Origin of the sequence: Primorskyibacter sedentarius (assembly GCF_004342065.1) — a bacterium.
Classification (GTDB): Bacteria; Pseudomonadota; Alphaproteobacteria; order Rhodobacterales; family Rhodobacteraceae; genus Primorskyibacter; species Primorskyibacter sedentarius.
In genome coordinates this window covers 318,553-333,108 of record NZ_SLZU01000001.1, presented here as the reverse complement: position 1 = coordinate 333,108, position 14,556 = coordinate 318,553, and the positions used below count along the sequence as shown (strand labels likewise).

At 61.6% G+C, this 14,556-nt stretch carries 16 protein-coding genes; 9 read left to right on the top strand and 7 right to left on the bottom strand.

The annotated features are described in order from the left end of the window. Positions 1-2 precede the first annotated feature (2 nt). Both EDD52_RS01520 and EDD52_RS01515 read right to left on the bottom strand, forming a co-directional pair. Positions 3-1,034, bottom strand: a complete 1,032-nt coding sequence (locus tag EDD52_RS01520) for a branched-chain amino acid ABC transporter permease (protein WP_132241260.1) — start codon at positions 1,032-1,034, stop codon at positions 3-5. Positions 1,035-1,134: 100 nt separating this feature from the next. Beyond that, positions 1,135-2,481 (bottom strand): substrate-binding protein, encoded by a 1,347-nt coding sequence (locus EDD52_RS01515; protein ID WP_132241259.1) that lies wholly within the window; start codon positions 2,479-2,481, stop codon positions 1,135-1,137. Between the two features lie 220 nt (positions 2,482-2,701). Here EDD52_RS01515 and EDD52_RS01510 point away from each other — a divergent pair, with 220 nt between their 5' ends. The 5 genes from EDD52_RS01510 to EDD52_RS01490 all read left to right on the top strand — a co-directional run bounded on the left by EDD52_RS01510 (position 2,702) and on the right by EDD52_RS01490 (position 8,624). Then, the gene (locus tag EDD52_RS01510) at positions 2,702-4,018 is read left to right on the top strand and encodes a helix-turn-helix domain-containing protein (protein ID WP_132241258.1); all 1,317 of its coding nucleotides are present in this window, start codon (positions 2,702-2,704) and stop codon (positions 4,016-4,018) included. Positions 4,019-4,100: 82 nt separating this feature from the next. Further along, positions 4,101-4,469 (top strand): response regulator transcription factor, encoded by a 369-nt coding sequence (locus tag EDD52_RS01505; protein ID WP_132241257.1) that lies wholly within the window; start codon positions 4,101-4,103, stop codon positions 4,467-4,469. Continuing rightward, complete coding sequence (locus tag EDD52_RS01500; protein WP_132241256.1) at positions 4,466-4,765, top strand: hypothetical protein; 300 nt, start codon at positions 4,466-4,468, stop codon at positions 4,763-4,765. The genes EDD52_RS01505 and EDD52_RS01500 overlap by 4 nt, the downstream gene beginning before the upstream one ends. A gap of 1 nt (position 4,766) precedes the next feature. Next, the gene (locus EDD52_RS01495) at positions 4,767-7,454 is read left to right on the top strand and encodes an ATP-binding protein (protein WP_132241255.1); all 2,688 of its coding nucleotides are present in this window, start codon (positions 4,767-4,769) and stop codon (positions 7,452-7,454) included. Between the two features lie 75 nt (positions 7,455-7,529). Further along, a complete protein-coding gene (locus EDD52_RS01490) occupies positions 7,530-8,624 on the top strand; it encodes a FliM/FliN family flagellar motor C-terminal domain-containing protein (RefSeq protein WP_165907433.1) in 1,095 nt (364 codons plus the stop codon). 81 nt (positions 8,625-8,705) lie between these two features. Here EDD52_RS01490 and EDD52_RS01485 read toward each other — a convergent pair whose 3' ends face one another. Genes EDD52_RS01485 through EDD52_RS01470 form a run of 4 tightly spaced genes read right to left on the bottom strand, consistent with a single transcriptional unit; the run spans position 8,706 to position 10,932 of the window. After that, positions 8,706-9,134 carry a protein tyrosine phosphatase family protein gene (locus EDD52_RS01485; protein WP_132241253.1) on the bottom strand — a complete coding sequence of 143 codons (429 nt, stop codon included), beginning with the start codon at positions 9,132-9,134 and terminating at the stop codon, positions 8,706-8,708. A 9-nt stretch (positions 9,135-9,143) separates the two neighbouring features. Continuing rightward, entirely contained in the window at positions 9,144-9,581 is a 438-nt protein-coding gene (locus EDD52_RS01480; protein WP_132241252.1) for a DUF6691 family protein, read from the bottom strand. Position 9,582: 1 nt separating this feature from the next. Next, the gene (locus EDD52_RS01475) at positions 9,583-10,008 is read right to left on the bottom strand and encodes a YeeE/YedE family protein (protein WP_132241251.1); all 426 of its coding nucleotides are present in this window, start codon (positions 10,006-10,008) and stop codon (positions 9,583-9,585) included. A 60-nt stretch (positions 10,009-10,068) separates the two neighbouring features. Then, positions 10,069-10,932 (bottom strand): MBL fold metallo-hydrolase, encoded by an 864-nt coding sequence (locus EDD52_RS01470; protein ID WP_132241250.1) that lies wholly within the window; start codon positions 10,930-10,932, stop codon positions 10,069-10,071. A gap of 131 nt (positions 10,933-11,063) precedes the next feature. On the opposite strand from EDD52_RS01470, the gene EDD52_RS01465 reads away from it, so the two are divergent. The 3 genes from EDD52_RS01465 to EDD52_RS01455 all read left to right on the top strand — a co-directional run bounded on the left by EDD52_RS01465 (position 11,064) and on the right by EDD52_RS01455 (position 13,784). Continuing rightward, positions 11,064-11,396, top strand: coding sequence for a TraR/DksA family transcriptional regulator (locus EDD52_RS01465; protein ID WP_132241249.1), 333 nt, complete (start codon positions 11,064-11,066; stop codon positions 11,394-11,396). A gap of 73 nt (positions 11,397-11,469) precedes the next feature. Further along, positions 11,470-11,676: a hypothetical protein gene (locus EDD52_RS01460; protein ID WP_132241248.1), complete on the top strand. Its 207-nt coding sequence runs from the start codon at positions 11,470-11,472 to the stop codon at positions 11,674-11,676. 83 nt (positions 11,677-11,759) lie between these two features. Continuing rightward, the gene (locus tag EDD52_RS01455) at positions 11,760-13,784 is read left to right on the top strand and encodes an enoyl-CoA hydratase-related protein (RefSeq protein WP_132241247.1); all 2,025 of its coding nucleotides are present in this window, start codon (positions 11,760-11,762) and stop codon (positions 13,782-13,784) included. Between the two features lie 8 nt (positions 13,785-13,792). Here the strand turns inward: EDD52_RS01455 and EDD52_RS01450 are convergent, their stop codons facing one another. Continuing rightward, entirely contained in the window at positions 13,793-14,008 is a 216-nt protein-coding gene (locus EDD52_RS01450; RefSeq protein ID WP_132241246.1) for a hypothetical protein, read from the bottom strand. 122 nt (positions 14,009-14,130) lie between these two features. On the opposite strand from EDD52_RS01450, the gene EDD52_RS01445 reads away from it, so the two are divergent. Continuing rightward, on the top strand, positions 14,131-14,379 hold the full coding sequence (locus EDD52_RS01445; protein WP_132241245.1) for a DUF2312 domain-containing protein: 249 nt from the start codon (positions 14,131-14,133) through the stop codon (positions 14,377-14,379). The last annotated feature ends 177 nt before the right edge of the window (positions 14,380-14,556 follow it).

Below are 14,556 nucleotides of genomic sequence, written 5' to 3'. Positions count from 1 at the left end.
GCTTAGTCCTCCATCACGCCTTTGCGACCCATCAGGCCACGGGGACGCGTCAGCAGAATGATGATGGCGACAAGATAGATGATGATCTGGTCGATGCCGGGAAGGATCGACTTGATCTCGTTCATCGAGGCAAAGCTTTCGAGGATCCCCAGCAGGAAACCGGCCAGCACGGCCCCCGGAAGCGAGCCCATGCCGCCGACCACCACCACCACGAAGCTCAGGACCAGAAAGTCCATGCCCATGTGGTAGTTAGGCGAATTGATAGGTGCGTACATCACCCCTGCAAGCCCCGCCACCGCGGCCGCAAGACCGAACATGATGGTGAACTTCTTGTCGATATTGATGCCCAGCAGGCCCACGGTTTCGCGGTCTGCCATGCCTGCGCGGACCACCATCCCGAAAGTGGTGAATTGCAGGAAGGCAAAGACGGCGCCGATGATCACGGCAGCAAAGGCAAAATAGACGAGGCGCCAATAGGGGTAGATGATCACATTGGGATCAAAGCCCAGCATCACGCCGAAATCGAAAGAGCCGCGAAAGACGTCCGGTGCGCCAGTCTGGATCGGGTTGGCGCCGTAGAAATACTTGATCAGTTCCTGCAACACGATGGCCAGGCCAAAGGTCACGAGGATCTGGTCGGCATGGGGGCGCTTGTAGAAATGCTTGATCAGGCCGCGTTCCATGACGAAGCCCACGACGATCATCACGGGGATGGCAAACAGGATCGCCAGCGGGACCGACCAGTCGATGATCGATGCGCCCGTCTCGGGACCAAACCAGCTGAAGACATAGGGTGTCTTGACGACCAACGGATTGCCGAGGAAATCGGTTTGCGACGGATCGATCGTCTCGTAGCTGAAATTCAGGACGCGTTGCACAGTAACGGCGCAGAAGGCGCCGATCATGAACAGGGCGCCATGGGCGAAATTCACGACACCAAGCGTGCCGAATATCAGTGTCAGTCCCAGCGCGATAAGCGCATAAGCCGAGCCCTTGTCGAGCCCGTTCAGGATTTGCAGGATGATTGCGTCCATCGCCCAACCCTCGATTATCTATGAGAAAGGCTCCGGATCAGGTCCGGAGCGAGATGTCTGGCCGCACAGGGGGCGTGCGGCCAGACCCGATGCTGACGGGTTATGCGCCGGGGTTACAAGAACCCAGCTGTCCACCAGCAAACATCGGATGATCGGCGGCGTATTCGACCTGGGCGCGCGGGGTAACTTCCACGATTTCCAGAAGGTCGAATTCCGACGTCGGGTTCTCTTTACCCTTCACGACCAGCACGTCCTTGAAGCACTGGTGATCTTCGGCACGGTAGAGCGTCGGACCATTGCCCAGCCCGTCGAACTCGAACCCTTCAAGCGCTTCGGCAACCGCACAGGGGTTGAACGACCCGCCGCGCGTTACGGCATCTGCATAAAGCAGCGTCTGCACGTAGCATGTGTGCGCGGCCTGGCTCGGCGGGAAGCCGTATTTGGTGCCGAAGGATTTGACGAACGCTTTGGAGCCTTCATCCTGCAGCGACCAGTGCCAGTTGGTGGACCCGAAGATGCCCTTGACGTTCTCGCCCGCACCACGTGCCATCAGACGCGAGTAGAGCGGGACGACGATCTCGAAGTTCTTGCCGTTCACCTGCTTTTCACGCAGGCCGAACTGCACGGCGTTGGTCAGGCTGTTGACCATGTTTCCGCCGTAATGGTTCAGGACCAGTACATCGGCGCCAGAGTTCAGAACCGGTGCGATGTAGGACGAGAAATCCGTCGAGGCCAGCGGCGTCAGCACGTTGTTGACGGTTTCCCAGCCCATGGCCTCGGTCGCGGCAGCGATCGATTCCTGCTGTGTCCAGCCCCAGGTGTAATCGGCGGTCAGGTGATAGGCCTTGCGGTCATTGCCGTACATCTTCGCCAGCACAGGTGCCAGCGCTGCCGCCGACATGTAAGCGTTAAAGAAGTGGCGGAACCCGTTGGCTTTCTTGTCTTTACCGGTCGTGTCGTTGGAATGCGTCAGACCGGCCATGAAGATCACGCCAGCTTCCTGGCACAACCCCTGCACAGCCACGGCCACGCCGGAGGACGAGCCGCCGGTGATCATGATCGCGCCTTCTTTTTCGATCATCGCCTTGGCCGATGCGCGCGCGGCGTCAGATTTGGTCTGGGTGTCGCCGGTTACATATTCGACTTTGCGGCCCAGGATGCCGGTGCCGTCCAGAACCTTGGAAGAGAAGGTGGGCAGCATGCCGCCATCGCCGCCGCCGTTCAGGTGTTCAACAGCCAGTTCGTAGGCGCGCAGCTCGTCCGCGCCCTCATCTGCATAGGCGCCGGTCTGGGGTACGTTGAAACCCAGAGTGACCGAGGAATCGCCCGGTGCGTTCGTAAATCCGGTATGGCTGGCCGCCGACAGGTAGGTCGGCAGGGCCAGGCCTGCGCCCGCAACTGCGCCGGTCTGAAGCACGCCTCGGCGTGTCAGGTTGGTCTTGGACATGAAATCCTCCCAGTTTTCTGAAATGTGCCGAAGGGCTCCTCATCCACCACGGCACTGCACTTTTGTGCTGTTACAATATTGGTCAGAGCAAGAAAACTTCGCAACAACTGCTTCGTGTGTATGGATATTTTTGTCAAAAAGTGAACAATCAGACGGGCGGAGTTGTAAAGAACCTTATTTGGCACCGCAGAAAGCTGTTGAATCGGGAGAGAAAAGCAGAATGGCGCGCGATACTTTGACCGGCAGCCGCATCCGGGAACGCCGGATCATGGCGGGGATGAAGCAGTCAGAGCTGGCACGTATTGCGGGTATCTCGGCCTCATATCTCAACCTGATTGAGCACAACCGGCGTAGAATCGGCGGAAAATTGCTTCTCTCCATCTCGCAGATCCTGAACGTGGAGCCCTCTTTGCTGACCGAGGGCGCAGAGGCCACGCTGATCGCCACGTTGCGCGAGGCGGCGCAGGATCGCGGGCGGGCAGAGGATGGTGCCGCAGGGCCGCCGCCGGAAACGGCCCTGCTGGAAGAGTTCGCGGGCCGGTTTCCCGGCTGGGCCTGGCTTCTGGCGGATGGACAGCGACGGATCGATGCGCTGGAGCGCACGGTCGAGACGCTGACAGACCGCATGACCCACGATCCGCATCTTGCCGCTTCCTTGCACGAAATGCTGTCGACCGTCACCGCGATCCGGTCCACAGCGTCGATCCTTGCGGAACCTGCCGAGATCGAGCCGGAATGGCGCGACAGGTTCCACCGCAATCTCAACGAAGACAGCAAGCGGCTGGCGGAAAGCTCTCAGGCGCTGGTGCGCTATCTTGATACGGTGGATGACGTGTCCAGCGATCTGGGTTCGCCGCAGGAAGAGGTGGACGCATTTCTGGGCGCCCATGCTTGGCATTTCCCTGCGTTGGAAACAGGCGGGACGCCGGATGACGTTATGCGCGACAACGCATTGGGGTCTGTCTCGCGCTATCTGGTTCGGCAGGTGCTGGACCGCTACGTGGCCGATGCCGAGGCACTTCCGATGGGCCGTCTTCTGGACGCGCTGGAACAGGTCGGACCGGAGCCGCTGTCACTCTCCCTGCGGACCGGCTGCGACCCGGCAAGGGTGATGCGGCGGCTGGCATCGCTGCCGGACTCGGCAGGGGCCGGGTGGTTCGGATTGGCCGCCTGCGACGCGTCGGGAACGCTTACCATGCGTAAGGCGCCCAAGGATTTTCCGCTGCCCCGCTACGGCGCGGCTTGCGCGCTCTGGCCCTTGTTCACCGCCCTGTCGCGGCCCAATGTCGTGCTTTCGCAGGAGCTGGAACAAACGGGGCGCGATCCCGCGATGTATCAGGCCTATGCAATCGCGCAGCCGGTCGGGACGCCGCAGCTCAACCGCGATCCGCTGCTTGAGGCGCATATGTTGCTGATCCCCAGGGTGGCCGAGGAAATCGGCGATGCTCCCCTCAGGGTGGGGGTCAGTTGCCGCATTTGTCCACGAACCGACTGCGAAGGCCGTCGCGAGCCGTCAATTCTGGACGGGAGCTTTTGACACTGGCTGCCATATCGGGCTTAAGTATTTTCATGACAGGCATATGAAAAAGGTCTGCATGCCACTGGGAGGGGAGACCGGGATGGCGAAGAAGGTCCTGTTGATCGAGGACGAACCGAACATCATTGAGGCGATCAGTTTCATACTGTCGCGGGACGGCTGGCAGGTGGACACCCATTCGAACGGGCACGATGCCGCCGAGGTGGTGCGGAGCAAGGTTCCGGATGTGTTGATCCTTGATGTCATGCTCCCGGGACGGTCGGGGTACGACATCCTGCGCGACCTGCGTTCAGGTGGCGGGACAGAGGCTTTGCCGATCCTGATGCTGACTGCGCGAGGGCAAAGCAAGGACCGCGAGATGGCTGAAAAATACGGCGCCAACCGCTTCATGACAAAGCCTTTCTCCAATTCAGAAGTGTTGGAGGCGGTACGCGATCTGGTGAACGCATGAGCACGCCGCACGACAATTCGGAAGGTCCGCGCCCGACGGTATTCGTCGAACGGCAGACCTACCGGATGCGGCGCACCATGGATGCCGCGCGGCTTGTGCCATTGCTGGGGCTGCTGCTGTTCGCCGTTCCGCTGCTGTGGCCCACGGATCCGGAGAACGCGCTGTCGACCTCCAAAACGATCCTTTACGTCTTTGGCGTCTGGCTGATGCTTATTCTCGTGACCATTCGCCTGTCCTGGGTGCTGCGCAGCCTGCCGCCGTCCGACAAGGCCCCTGATCGCGGTGGAGAGCGTTAGGATGGGCACGCTGAACGCGCTGGTCGCGGTTTGCCTGACCTATGTGGCGATGCTGTTCCTGGTCGCGTTCTTTGCGGAGCGTTCGGCGATGCGCGGGCGCGGGGGCTGGCTGCGGTCGCCGCTCGTCTACACTCTGTCGCTGTCGATCTACTGCACTGGCTGGACGTTTTACGGCGCGGTCGGCTATGCGGCGCGATCCGGACTTGAATACCTGACAATCTATATCGGTCCGTCGTTGGTCATGGTGGGCTGGTGGTGGATCGTCCGCAAACTTGTCCGCATCGGGCGGACCCAGCGGATCACTTCTGTGGCTGACCTGATCTCTTCGCGGTTTGGCAAATCCACGCTTCTGGCCGTCTGTGTGACCATCCTCGCCGTGATCAGCGCCACGCCCTATATCGCGTTGCAACTGCAGTCAGTTACCTTGTCCTTCGCGGTTTTTGCCGAGGCAGGGGGCGGTGGTCAGACAATCTATACAGGCGAAAGTACGGCCCTTTGGGTTGCGATGGGGCTTTCGCTGTTTACCGTGGTGTTCGGCACCCGGAACCTTGATGCGAACGAACGCCATCACGGGGTCGTCATGGCCATCGCGGTCGAGGCGGTGGTGAAGCTTTTTGCGTTGCTGGCCGTTGGCGCCTTTGTTGTCTGGGGCGTGTCGGGGGGTGTGTCTGAAACATTCACCCGCATCGACGCCTCGCAGCTTGGTCAGTGGCAGATGAATGGCGGGCGGTGGGCCGGGCTGATCATGCTGTCCGCTGCGGCGTTTCTGTGCCTCCCGCGGATGTTTCAGGTGCTGGTCGTGGAAAACGACGACGAGGAACATCTGCGCACCGCGTCATGGGCTTTTCCGCTTTATGTCATGCTGATGAGCCTCTTCGTGGTCCCTGTCGCCGTGGTCGGTCTGGACCTGCTGCCGGAAGGGTCCAACCCGGACCTGTTTGTCTTGACGGTCCCGCTTGATCAGGGGAGGGAGGGGCTGGCGATGCTGTCCTTCCTCGGCGGGTTCTCCTCTGCGACGTCAATGGTCATCGTCGCGGCGATTGCGCTGTCGACCATGGTGTCGAACCATATCGTCATGCCGATTTTCCTGCGCATGACGGGTGGCGGGGCCACCGTATCTGGCGATGTTCGCCATGTTGTGCTGCTTTCGCGGCGGGTATCGATCATCGCGGTGGTCATGCTGGGATACATCTATTACCGCCTGACCGGGGGCGGCGAGGCGCTGGCAGCGATCGGGTTGGTCTCTTTCGCCGGTGTGGCGCAGGTGCTGCCAGCCATGTTGGGGGGCATATTCTGGCGCGGCGCGACGCGTCTGGGGGCAATGGCGGGTCTGAGTGTGGGCTTTATCATCTGGCTTTATACGTTGTTCCTGCCAAGCTTTGGTCCCGGCCTGATCCTGCCTGAATTCGTCCTGCAACAGGGGGCATTCGGCATCGACTGGCTTCGGCCCCGGGCGCTCTTCGGGATCGAAGGGCTTGACCCGCTGGTACACGCGTTATTGTGGAGCATGACGCTTAACACCGTTGCCTTTTTCGGTGTCTCGGTCATGACCTTCCCTTCGCCGCTGGAACGGTTGCAGGGCGCGCAATTTGTCAATGTTTTCCAGCATTCCGGCGGGCCGCGCAGTTGGTCGGGCGGTGTGGCGCAAAGCGAAGACCTGATGATCATGGCGCAGCGCATCCTTGGCCCGGCAGAGGCGCGCGCGCTGTTTCGGCGCGAGGCCACGCGTCAGGGTCTGCGCGGCGACCTGCCCGAACCCAGCCCGGATTTTCTGGAAAACCTTGAACGCGAGCTGTCAGGCTCTGTTGGCGGGGCCACGGCGCATGCCATGGTCGGGCAGATCGTCGGCGGGATGTCCGTTTCGGTAGAGGATCTGATGGCCGTGGCGGATGAAACCGCCCAGATGATGGAGTATTCCAACCGGCTGGAGGCGCAGTCGCGCGAACTGACCCGCACCGCCCGCCAGCTGCGCGAGGTCAACCAGAAACTGACCCGTCTTTCGGTTCAAAAGGACGCGTTTCTCAGCCAGATCAGCCACGAGTTGCGCACGCCCATGACCTCTATCAGGGCGTTTTCAGAAATCCTGCGCGACAGTGACGAGCTCAGCGCGGATGAGCTGAACAAATACGCATCCATCATCCATGACGAGGCCCTGCGCCTGACCCGGTTGCTGGATGACCTTCTGGATCTGAGCGTTCTGGAAAATGGTCAGGTCAGTCTCAACCTGCGCGAGGGTCAGCTCAGCGCGCTGCTCGACCGGTCCGCCGCCGCCGCCGCTGCGAGTGACGACGGGCGCGCATTGCGGCTGTCGCGCGATCCCTCCAAAGAAGCCCTGATGCTGCATACCGATCTTGACCGGTTAAGCCAGGTTTTCATCAATCTTATCGCCAATGCCCGCAAATATTGCGACGCGCCCGACCCGCTGCTTGAAATCCGCGTGACTGACCATGGTGACCTTCTATGGGTGGATTTCATCGATAACGGGTCAGGCATTTCCGACGATGCGCAGGATGTCATCTTCGAGAAATTCGCGCGCGTGGGCGAGCCGCGCGTCGGCGGGGCGGGGCTGGGCCTCGCGATCAGCCGGCAGATCATGCAGCGGTTGGGCGGAGAGATCACCTATTTGCGCGGAGAAAACGGCGCGGCTTTCCGCGTCAGCCTGCCGCGTCCCGCGATGGCGGCACAATAAGCGTAGCATTATAAGCAGTTGGTAACCAAATCGTCCCATAACCTTTATGAACGTCCCGGAAGGATGTGTGAGGATATGGCAGGTCAGGCAGTCAACGAGGTACTTAGCAGGAAGGCAAATGCCGCCCGCAAGGAGCAGGAAGCGCGCGTCCTGTCGCCTGCGCGTGCGTTGCGGCGGGCCCTGTCGCGCAGCGCTGATGCGCTTTGGGGGCTGCCGATTGTGGTCGATGGGGTACAGGAAGAAACGCTCGTCCTTGACGCCTGTCTTGATGGCGTTCCGGGTGATGCTCTAGTGATCGTGCTGGAAGGGCCGGATGGTATCGCGGGGGCTGCGGTGCTGGACCGGGCCACGGTCCGGTCTGTGATCGAGGTTCAGACCATCGGGCGTGTCACGAATCTTCCACCCGATCCCCGGGCATTGACGCCGACGGATGCCGCGATGTGCGCGCCGCTGCTTGACGCGATGATGACCCGGTTCAGCAACAATCTTGACGGGCACCCATCGCAGGGCGAATTCACCGGTTATCGCTTTGGCGCGATGGTCGAAGATACCCGCGCGCTTGGCATCCTTATGGATGCGGCAGAGTTTCATTCCTTTCTCGTCTCGGTCGAACTGGGTGACAAGATGCGACGGGGCGAGTTGCTGTTCATCCTGCCGGTTGTAACGCCCCCCGAACCGGATCGTGCGCCGGAAGCGCGTGGCGATCCTCTTCGCGCGAAGAATGCGGCACGCATGCAGATGGTAGAGGCGCGGCTTGATGCGGTTCTTTGCCGTATCCGGATGTCGCTGGCGTCGGCCGATCAATTGAAGCCCGGCGATCTGTTGCCACTGCCCGATGCTGTGCTGGATCAGGTAGAGCTCTCGGCGGGCGGTATGCAGATCGCGAAGAGGTGCAGGCTTGGCCAGATGGGCGGGCTTAGGGCCGTCCGGCTGCGCCTGCCCGCTGTGGCAAAGGCCGACATCCCGCCCGCGGCAGAGCAGTCCCCCCCGCCGCCGGTGGAAAAAAAGCCTGCCGCGGCCAAGTCATTGGCGCTGTCCGAGCCGACGAAAAAACTGCCCGAAGATATCCCGGACCTGCCGGAAATACCAGATATAGACGGGTTTTCGGACTTAACAGCAGGTATCGACGACGGGCTGGACCTCGACGACGACCTTATGAATATCGGGTGAGGTTCGGTGCCGTCAGCGATGGGTATTCCCATGGCGTGATGCACATCTCTGAGCGGCAGGGCGTTTGCCGTTCGGAACGCATCAAGACTGCGCGGAAAGCGCCTCCAGCGTCGGGCGAAGACCGTCCAGCGCATAGCCCGCGCGCTGGGTGGTGGCCAGGATTTCATCTACCGGCAATTTGCCTGCTTGACCAAGCGCCCAGATCACCGAACACCGCGTGCCAGAGGCACAATAGGCCAGGACCGGACCGCCCGCGCTCTCGACCAGTTCCGCCTGCGCGGCGATGTTCTCGGGCGTCATGGTCTGATGTGTCAGCGGAAGCACCGCGAAATCCATCCCCGCCGCACGTATCGCCGCCTCTATCGCCTGCGCCTGATGCGAAGGCGGCACCTCTGCGTCGGGTCGGTTGCAGATGACACGGGCGATGCCTGCATCGGCAAGAGCCTGCGCATCCTCGGCGCTGATTTGCGGCGAGACGTGGTAGCGGGGGGTGATCTGTCTGATGTCCATGAGGAACGCTTACTCGGGCTGCGCGATCCTGTCCAGACGGGCCCGCAGCATTGGCGCAATCCACATCCCCGTCAGCATGGCGGCCACGAAAACCAGTCCGCCTGTCCCGGCATAGCTGAGAGAGGCGATTGCCGGTCCGGGACACAGCCCGGCCAGCCCCCAGCCGATCCCGAACAGCACCGAACCAAAGACCAGGTTGCGCCCAAGCCGGGTGTCGGGCGGCGGCGGAAAGCTGCCCCCCGTCAGAGGTGTTTTGCGAAAACGCGTGATCTGCCAAGCGATGGCCATCGGGATGATTGCGCCGCCCATCACGAAGGCAAGCGTCGGGTCCCAGTTGCCGAAAACATCCAGCCATCCCTGCACTTTGGTCGTGTCGGTCATGCCGGAGATGAACAGGCCCGAGCCGAACAGCCCGCCTGCGATGAGTGCCACGATCAGGCGTCCCATGTCAGATCACCCCCAGAATGTGGCGGAACAGAACAACGCTGAGCCCGCCTGCCAGAATGTAGAAAACCGTTGCCACGATCCCGCGCAGCGAAAGCCGCGAGATCCCGCAAACGCCGTGTCCGGACGTGCAGCCATTCGCCATCCGTGTGCCCACGCCCACGGAAAGCCCCGCGGCAACAAGAACCGTCAGGTTGTCGGTGATATGCGTGTCGACCGCCTTGTAGAAAGGGGTCAGCACGATTGGCATGAGGAATACCCCGGCGAGGAAAACGATCCTCTCCAGCGCATTGGACCGGCCAGAGCCGTCCACCAGCCCGCCGATGATGCCGCTCGCCCCCATGATGCGGCCACTGCCGATCAGGTAGACGGCGCCGCCCAGCCCGATCAGCAATCCGCCAAGCAGGCCCATGATCCAGTCAGGTTGCATGTGTGTTTCCGATCCAGATTCCGGGGCAGGGGCGTTGCATTCGCGCCCTGCCCGATATGTTCAAAGCTTGTTGACGGGCACCTTGAGAAAGACGTCGCCCTTCTCGTCCGGCTCCGGCATGTTCCCGGCGCGCATGTTGACCTGCAACGACGGGATGATGAGTTTCGGCATCGCCAGTGACGCATCGCGCGTGTCGCGCATCTGGACGAAATCCTCGACGGATTTTCCCTGCCCGATATGCACGTTCAGCGCCTTCTGTTCGGCCACGGTGGTTTCCCACTCATACTCATCGCGTCCCGGCGCCTTGTAGTCGTGACCCACGAAGATGCGGGTTTCGTCAGGCAGGGCCAGGATTTTCTGGATGGAGTTGTAAAGCATCTTGGAAGAGCCGCCCGGAAAGTCACAACGGGCCGTGCCGAAATCGGGCATGAACAGCGTATCGCCCACAAAGGCCGCATCGCCGATCACATAGGTGAGGCAGGCGGGGGTGTGGCCGGGCGTGTGCAGGACATCGCCGCGCAACTGGCCAATGTGGAAACTGTCGCCTTCCTTGAACAGCTTGTCGAACTGGCTGCCATCGCGCTGGAATTCGGTGCCTTCGTTGAAGACTTTGCCAAACGTGTCCTGCACGACAGTGATGCGATCACCGATGCCGATCTTGCCGCCAACCTGTTCCTGGATATAGGGCGCGGCCGACAGGTGATCGGCGTGAACATGGCTTTCAAGAAGCCATTGTACATCGTAGCCTTTTTCCTTCACGAATGCTATGATCGCATCTGCGGATCGGGTGTCGGTGCGTCCCGAGGAATAATCGAAATCCAGCACCGAATCGATGATCGCGCAGGCGCTGCCCTTCGGGTCGCGGACCACGTAGGAAATTGTGTTGGTAGCTTCGTCGAAGAAGCCTGTAACTTCTGGTGACATGGCGTGAACCTCCGTTTGCAGAATACATATACGTGTTTGTGAATATGTTTCAAGCCCTCTTTCTCTTGACCTGCATCAAAGTGGGCAGGACGTTCGGGTGACAGTCTGATCTTGCCGCCAAGGAGGATCGAATGGCAACTTTGGAAGACCGCAGAAAAGCGCTTTTGGGCCGAATGGGTGAACTCGGCATCCGGATGGACGCGATAGAGGACGCGTTGGATGCTCCGCACAGCCGCGATTGGGAAGAGCTTGCCACAGAGCGCGAGGATGACGAGGTGCTTGAAGGGTTGGGGGCGGCCGGTCAGGCAGAGGTCGCGCGCATTCGTGCAGCGCTGCGCCGTATCGAGAAGGGGGAATACGGGATTTGTGTCGAATGCGGCGAGAAGATCGCCGAGGAACGGCTTGATCTGGTGCCCGACACGCCATTGTGCCGAACCTGCGCCGCGCGCGCGGCAGACCGCTGAGACATTCCGACGCCCATCCGCCGTTACACGGAACCGACAGTTCACCGAGCAATTCCATGAAAAGGAAGTGACCATGACCGAGAATCTCAGACGCCAGATCGAAAGCCTCATCGAGCAGCTCCGCGTGAGCGATGACACGCAGCGCGATTGGCTCATGCACCGGATGCAAGAGGCTGTCGGCGCGCTGGAGAATCTGGGCGAAGAAGTTCCCGCCGAAGCGCGCGAGCTGCTCAATGGTGGGCGGGATGCCGACACCGGGTTCGAGAACTTCCCGGTCTGACGTCGTCCGCCAGCGCTTGCCATCTTCTGCCAAGTTCCGGTTAATGTCCGCAAGCCGCGAAAGAAGCGCGGAGGACAGAGACGTTGACCGAACGGGTCACAGGCGAGGTGCAGGCTATGGCAGAGGCAATCCATTATGACGTGACGGATGGCGTGGCCGTCCTTTCCATCTGCCACCCGCCGGTAAATGCCTTGGCCTGGCCTGTTCGCGACGGCTTGCTAAGGGCGCTGACGCAGGCAGAAGTGGACCCGGAGGTGGGTGCAATTCTCGTCGCGGGCGAGGGCAGCACATTCCCCGCCGGGGCGGATATTGCGGAGTTCGATGCCGCCCCCAAAGACCCCTGGGTGCCAGAACTGTGCACCCGGCTGGAAAACTGCGCAAAACCCGTGGTGGCAGAACTGCACGGCACCGTTCTGGGGGGCGGGTTTGAACTTGCCCTTGCTTGCCACTACCGCGTTGCCTTGCGGGCCACCCGTGTGGGGTTGCCAGAGGTGAAACTGGGGTTGATCCCAGGGGCGGGCGGTACGCAGCGCACGCCGCGCATGGTCGGCGTGAAGGTGGCGCTCGACATGATCCTGTCCGGGCGGATTTTGCCGATTGACCGGCCACCCTATTCAACCTTTGCCGATCTCCTCGTGGCCGCGCCCAATGACCTGCGGAGCGCGGCATTATCCTTTTGTCACGATGTGATGGCCAAGGGGCCGCGCCCCAGCCGGGACCGGCAGGAAGGCTTTGCCGACCCGGTTGCCACCCAGACCGAACTGCGCAGCCGGGCGGAAGAGGCCTCTGAAGGGCCGGAAAACGCACCGCGCGAGGCCGTCGCCGCGGTCGAGGCTGCGTTTCTTCTGCCGTTCGAGGCAGGCTGTGCCTTCGAAGAGGCCGCCTTTGCGGAGCTTGTGGCCTCTGATCAGTCCAAGGCCCTGCGCTATGCCTTCTTTGCTGAACGGCGCGCTGCCAAAGTGCCTTTGACCGCCGCGGCGCCGCTGCCCCGCATCGGCGCGCTGGCGGTTCTGGGGGCGGGGGCCCTGGCGTCCCAGCTTGTTGTGGCGGCGCTGGATGCGGGTCTGACCGTGCGGTGGGGGATTGCAGACGAAGCGATCCGGGATGCGGCCCGCGCCGAGGTCGAAGACAGTCTGGAGGATGCGGTCAGCGACGGTGCCTTGTCGCGCGATGTCGCATCGGCAAGCCTTGCCCGGCTGACCTGCGGCGCGACGCCGCTGATGATCAGGGATGCGGATCTTGTTCTTGATGCCTCTCGCGGTTCAAGGGCTGAAACTGCGCCGGACGGGGCGTTGCGTGCCACGGCGCCCGGGGAAACTGTCGCGGGTGTCGGTCTGCGCTTTGCGCGCCCTGCGCATCTGTCGCGGCTGGTCGAGGTTCTGGAGGCGCCGCAGGCCAAGGCCGATCAGCTTCCGCTGGCTCTGGCGCTGGTCAAGCGACTTGGCAAAGTGCCGGTCCATGTCCGATCTGACGGCGTGACGGTCGGCGGCAAAATGACACGGGCGCTGCACCGCGCGGCGGATGCGCTGGTCGATCTGGGTGCCAGCCCCTACGACATTGATGCTGTCCTGTCCGATTGGGGGCTGGAACTGCCACCATTCCTGCAACGCGACGCGACCGGGCTGAAAGGCGTGGGTACAGAAGAGCGCCCCGGCGGCGGGCGGGACTGGGCCGCCGTCATCGCGCAGGCCGGACGGTCCGGGCGTGCGGCGGGGCGGGGGTTTTACAACTATCGCGGCGATGCGGGCGCGCCTGTGGCCGACCCGCTCGTGCTCGAGATGATCGAGCGCGCGCGCGGGGACGCGCCGGGCCTTGCGAAACAGGCCATCGTTCCGTTGATGCTTGGCGCTTTGGCGAATGAAGGCGTGCGCCTTGTGGATCGCGGCATTGTCGCGCGGGCATCGGATATTGATGTCGTGATTATGCTGGGGCACCAGTTTCCGCGTTGGCGCGGCGGCCCGATGAAGGCGGCGGAACTGCACGGGCTCTTTCGGGTGATCCGCGCGATGGAGGCCATCGACCATCCCGACCGGGCCTTCTGGGCGCCGGAACCCTGGCTGAAGGCGATGGTCCGCGACGGTGTGGGCATCGAAACGCTGTCGGCCTGAGGGCGGTGTCAGCCCAGAAAGATCCCGACGATCACGATCATCAGACCGATCACTGACAGAAAGAGCGCCCCAAGGTTGAGCGGCATCACGGCTTGTACAGCCTTGCGAAGCTCTTCATCGGTGAGGTTTGCGCGTTTCGCGCGCGCGACCTTGATGATGGACCAGACAAGCCCGATCAGCCCAAGGAGGGAGATCGCGGCACCAATCCAGATCAGAGTGTCCATTGCAGGCCCTTTCGCAGTGCTTTCGACCCACCCGGCGATAATTCAATAGCTGCCCCTCCGCAAGCTCTTGAAGGGCAGAGGGCAGGGCGCTAGGGAATGACAAAATCGGCAGGAGAGCACCAATGGACGATACCACCTATCGCGTCACCGCGGACGAATTGCGTCAGTTCATCGAACGTATCGAGCGTCTTGATGCAGAAAAGAAAGACATCGCGGAGCAGCAGAAAGAGGTCATGGCCGAAGCCAAGGGCCGTGGCTACGACACCAAGGTGATCCGCAAGGTCGTCGCATTGCGCAAGCGCGAACCCGATGACATCGCCGAGGAAGAAGCCGTGCTGGAGATGTACAAAGAAGCGCTTGGGATGTCGTGAATACAATATAACGCATTGATAAAATTGAATTAAATTTCGGGTGTTGTGCAGGCTTCAAAACGTGTTGTGCAGCACCCATTTTTTTGTCGAAAACACGATGCTTGGGAGAGTGAGACTTCACACAAGTGTCCTTCATGGCTGGGCTTTATTAAACGGTTGAAACTACTGGAAAAAAAT

Bases quoted from the DNA above. Each gene is read 5' to 3' on its own strand.
- EDD52_RS01520 (WP_132241260.1), bottom strand. From the start codon at position 1,034: ATGGACGCAATCATCCTGCAAATCCTGAACGGGCTCGACAAGGGCTCG.
- EDD52_RS01515 (WP_132241259.1), bottom strand. From the start codon at position 2,481: ATGTCCAAGACCAACCTGACACGCCGAGGCGTGCTTCAGACCGGCGCA.
- EDD52_RS01510 (WP_132241258.1), top strand. From the start codon at position 2,702: ATGGCGCGCGATACTTTGACCGGCAGCCGCATCCGGGAACGCCGGATC.
- EDD52_RS01505 (WP_132241257.1), top strand. From the start codon at position 4,101: ATGGCGAAGAAGGTCCTGTTGATCGAGGACGAACCGAACATCATTGAG.
- EDD52_RS01500 (WP_132241256.1), top strand. From the start codon at position 4,466: ATGAGCACGCCGCACGACAATTCGGAAGGTCCGCGCCCGACGGTATTC.
- EDD52_RS01495 (WP_132241255.1), top strand. From the start codon at position 4,767: ATGGGCACGCTGAACGCGCTGGTCGCGGTTTGCCTGACCTATGTGGCG.
- EDD52_RS01490 (WP_165907433.1), top strand. From the start codon at position 7,530: ATGGCAGGTCAGGCAGTCAACGAGGTACTTAGCAGGAAGGCAAATGCC.
- EDD52_RS01485 (WP_132241253.1), bottom strand. From the start codon at position 9,134: ATGGACATCAGACAGATCACCCCCCGCTACCACGTCTCGCCGCAAATC.
- EDD52_RS01480 (WP_132241252.1), bottom strand. From the start codon at position 9,581: ATGGGACGCCTGATCGTGGCACTCATCGCAGGCGGGCTGTTCGGCTCG.
- EDD52_RS01475 (WP_132241251.1), bottom strand. From the start codon at position 10,008: ATGCAACCTGACTGGATCATGGGCCTGCTTGGCGGATTGCTGATCGGG.
- EDD52_RS01470 (WP_132241250.1), bottom strand. From the start codon at position 10,932: ATGTCACCAGAAGTTACAGGCTTCTTCGACGAAGCTACCAACACAATT.
- EDD52_RS01465 (WP_132241249.1), top strand. From the start codon at position 11,064: ATGGCAACTTTGGAAGACCGCAGAAAAGCGCTTTTGGGCCGAATGGGT.
- EDD52_RS01460 (WP_132241248.1), top strand. From the start codon at position 11,470: ATGACCGAGAATCTCAGACGCCAGATCGAAAGCCTCATCGAGCAGCTC.
- EDD52_RS01450 (WP_132241246.1), bottom strand. From the start codon at position 14,008: ATGGACACTCTGATCTGGATTGGTGCCGCGATCTCCCTCCTTGGGCTG.
- EDD52_RS01445 (WP_132241245.1), top strand. From the start codon at position 14,131: ATGGACGATACCACCTATCGCGTCACCGCGGACGAATTGCGTCAGTTC.